Annotated in this window: 1 protein-coding gene and 1 pseudogene; both read right to left on the reverse strand. The window is 61.3% G+C overall.

The features are described from left to right. Positions 1 to 175, reverse strand: a pseudogene (locus EN750_RS41325) (molybdenum cofactor sulfurase); the annotation flags it as partial. Between the two features lie 273 nt (positions 176 to 448). After that, positions 449 to 679, reverse strand: a 231-nt coding sequence (locus tag EN750_RS37615) for a 3-oxoacyl-[acyl-carrier-protein] synthase III C-terminal domain-containing protein (RefSeq protein WP_281062390.1), incomplete at its 5' end; no start/stop codon positions are given.

Below are 679 nucleotides of genomic sequence, written 5' to 3' on the forward strand. Positions count from 1 at the left end.
TCGGTCCGGCATGAAAATCGCCTGCTATGCCATCGAAATCCAGCAGCAATTCGTCCACCGGGCGCGTCTGAAAATGATCCGCCGGCGCCACGTAAAGCGCTGCCGCCTTGGCGGCAAGCTTTCGCGCGGGGATGATTTCGATCGGCTTTTCAGCCTCGGGGAAGAGATCCAGCATGGCGTTCTTTTCTCTCGTCATCCAGCGAATTAGCCGGGCGGACTTCGCGGCGTCCAGTCGAAAGTGCTGATCGTCCGATCAACGTCACCGATGGGATGGCGATCGCCAGGCGAGTGCCGTTCGCACCAGCCTAACGCAACAAGGCGTATTGAGCGCCAAAGTGTATTCCGAGCACAGGAACGGAGCGTACTTTTGGGTACGTGAGTTCAGCCCTACCGCGACGCGGGGAAGCGTAGCCATTCGCCGGGCGGCCTCACCTGAATATCGACATAGCTAGAGCATCCGCAGCAGCGCACCGCCTATCGAATACCCCGCGCCAAAGGCGCAGATCAGGCCGAAATCGCCAGGCTTCATGTCGGCGTGGTTTTCCGACAGCGCGACGATGGCGCCGGCGCCCGCCGTGTTGCCCAGCCGCTCCAGCACCATCGGCGCGCGGTCGTGGTCGACCTCGTGGCCGAACGACAGTTTCAGGATCATCGCATTCATGCGTGCATTGGCCTGATG

Source organism: Mesorhizobium sp. M7A.F.Ca.ET.027.03.2.1 (assembly GCF_003999175.1).
GTDB lineage: Bacteria > Pseudomonadota > Alphaproteobacteria > Rhizobiales > Rhizobiaceae > Mesorhizobium.